A 2815-nucleotide genomic window follows, 5' to 3' on the forward strand; every position below is an offset into this window, starting at 1 on the left:
GTATTTTGTTTACTTATTTATATAATACCTCGCCATTATTGCTTGATTGCAATAATATTAATAAAGATAATAATGATATTTAAGTTTTTCATTTCAGATATTTGAAAGGCAAATGTATTAATTATTTTTTAACCGGAGGATATTGTGCTAAAACTTTCGATACAATTTCTTTTACTTTGGCGTCTTTTTTATCGATGTTTTTAGTCAAAGTTCCAACTCCTTCACCTTGCCAGATCATTTCTTTCTTTTTAGCATCGATCAGGTCAATAAATAAAGTTCCTTCTGTAGATGTTGATACTGTTGTTTGATTTCCTCCGTACATCATATAAGGATTCCATCCCCAACCCCAACCATAACCCCAACCGGCGCTAAATTGGTTTACATTAACTTGTTCTCTTGATTTTGTAAAAATGTTTACTAATAAATCAGGATTTTCACTTTTGGTAAAACCTTTGGCTTGCAATTCTTCGTCTATGGCGTGTAGAATACGTCTTTTATCCAAATCAGAAATTTCGACCTTATCAATTCCGGGCTTAAAAAAGGCATAAGTCTTATAAGGGGCAAAATCTACGTTTTTGTCGTAATCAGAATAAACACTGACTGTGCTGCAGGAAGCTAATAGGAATAGCAAAAAAACGGGTACTAATTGGAATGTTTTCATATGTTTAGAAATTTTAATGTTCTTGCTTTTTACCTAAAATAGATTTTCATCTACGATATTAGGTAAAGTAACTTTTAATAAAGGCTCAACTTTCATCGCTCTTTTTATGGCAAAAATAGCTTCGTCATTTCTGGCCCAGCTTCGTCTTGAAATTCCGTTGTTAACATCCCAAAAAAGCATTGATGCTAAGCGTTTTGAAGCTTCCTTAGAACCATCAAGAACCATACCAAATCCGCCGTTTATAACCTCTCCCCAGCCAACTCCTCCGCCATTATGGATCGAAACCCAGGTTGCACCTCTAAAGCTGTCTCCAATCACGTTTTGTATCGCCATATCTGCCGTAAAACGGGAGCCGTCATAGATATTAGAAGTTTCTCTGTAAGGAGAATCTGTTCCGGAAACATCATGATGATCGCGGCCCAAAACAACCGTCCCGATTTCGCCTTTGGCAATTGCCTGGTTAAAGGCTTCGGCAATTTTAATTCGACCTTCGGCATCAGCATATAATATTCTTGCCTGAGAACCTACAACCAGTTTGTTTTCCTGAGCACCTTTGATCCATTTGATGTTGTCTTGCATTTGCTGCTGAATTTCATTTGGAGCTGTTTTAGCCATTTCTTCTAAAACTTCGCTGGCAATAGTATCTGTTTTTTGTAAATCTTCGGGTTTTCCTGAGGTACAAACCCATCTAAAAGGACCAAATCCGTAATCGAAACACATTGGTCCCATAATATCCTGAACATAACTAGGATATTTAAAATCGATATTATTTTCTGCCATTACAGCTGCTCCGGCACGCGAAGCTTCTAATAAAAAGGCATTTCCGTAATCAAAAAAATATGTTCCTTTTGCAGTATGTTTGTTAATTGCTTTAGCCTGTCTGCGCAAAGATTCCTGTACTTTTTCTTTGAACAAGTCAGGATTATTTGCCATCATTTCATTAGCTTCTTCAAACGAAATTCCAGCTGGATAATAACCTCCGGCCCAAGGATTATGAAGCGAAGTCTGGTCAGAACCCAAATCAATTTTGATGTTTTCTTTGTCAAAACATTCCCAGACATCAACCACATTTCCTAAGTAAGCAATCGAAACCACTTCTTTATTGGCTTTTGCCAAAGTCACTCTTTTTACCAATTCATCTGTCGATGTTACGATTTCATTAATCCAGCCTTGCTCGTGACGAATTTTAGTAATTTTAGGATTCACCTCGGCACAAACCGTAATACAACCTGCAATATTTCCTGCTTTTGGTTGTGCACCGGACATTCCGCCAAGTCCTGATGTTACAAAAAGATTGCCTTCAGGATCCTTTTTTATTTTTCTAAAACCATTCAAAACTGTAATCGTAGTTCCGTGTACAATTCCTTGAGGTCCTATATACATATAACTTCCGGCTGTCATTTGCCCATATTGCGAAACACCCAGAGCATTCATTTTTTCCCAATCATCCGGTTTTGAGTAATTAGGGATCACCATTCCGTTTGTAACCACAACTCTTGGAGCTTCGGCGTGCGAAGGAAATAATCCCATTGGATGTCCGGAATACATCGTTAAGGTTTGCTCATTTGTCATTTCAGACAAATACTGCATCGTCAATAGATATTGCGCCCAGTTCTGGAAAACAGCTCCGTTACCGCCATACGTAATCAATTCATGAGGATGTTGTGCCACAGCATAATCCAGATTGTTCTGGATCATGTGCATAATCGCTTTTGCCTGTATCGATTTTCCCGGATATTCGTCAATTGGTCTTGCATACATTCGATAATCAGGACGTAAGCGATACATATATATACGACCGTATTTTTCTAATTCTTCAGAGAATTCCTGAATTAATTCAGCATGATGTTGAGGTTCAAAATAACGTAATGCATTTTTTAAAGCCAGCTTTTTTTCTTCCTTAGAAAGAATTTCTTTTCGTTTTGGCGCATGATTAATAGCAAGATCGTATGCTGCCTTTGGAGGTAATATGTTTGGTATTCCTTGTTTTATTTGTTCTTGAAAAGTCATTTTTTTAAAAGGTGCTTAGTTGCTATGTTGCTAAGATAATTTAGCCAGATTAACAACAGATTAATTTTTTTGTTCTTTAGATTATTTCGCCCCGCTGGGGCTGAAATTCTGATCGCTAAATTCTCATCTATAAATATTGCACTC

The 2815-nt window shown here is 37.1% G+C and carries 2 protein-coding genes; both read right to left on the reverse strand.

The genetic code is table 11. The features are described 5' to 3' along the window. Positions 1-121: 121 nt before the first annotated feature. A complete protein-coding gene (locus B0A64_RS24270) occupies positions 122-661 on the reverse strand; it encodes a DUF4136 domain-containing protein (protein WP_089482025.1) in 540 nt (179 codons plus the stop codon). Between the two features lie 33 nt (positions 662-694). Further along, entirely contained in the window at positions 695-2671 is a 1977-nt protein-coding gene (locus B0A64_RS24275) for a urocanate hydratase (RefSeq protein WP_089482026.1), read from the reverse strand. Between the last annotated feature and the right edge of the window lie 144 nt (positions 2672-2815).

This window comes from Flavobacterium araucananum (assembly GCF_002222055.1).
Taxonomy (GTDB): Bacteria; Bacteroidota; Bacteroidia; order Flavobacteriales; family Flavobacteriaceae; genus Flavobacterium; species Flavobacterium araucananum.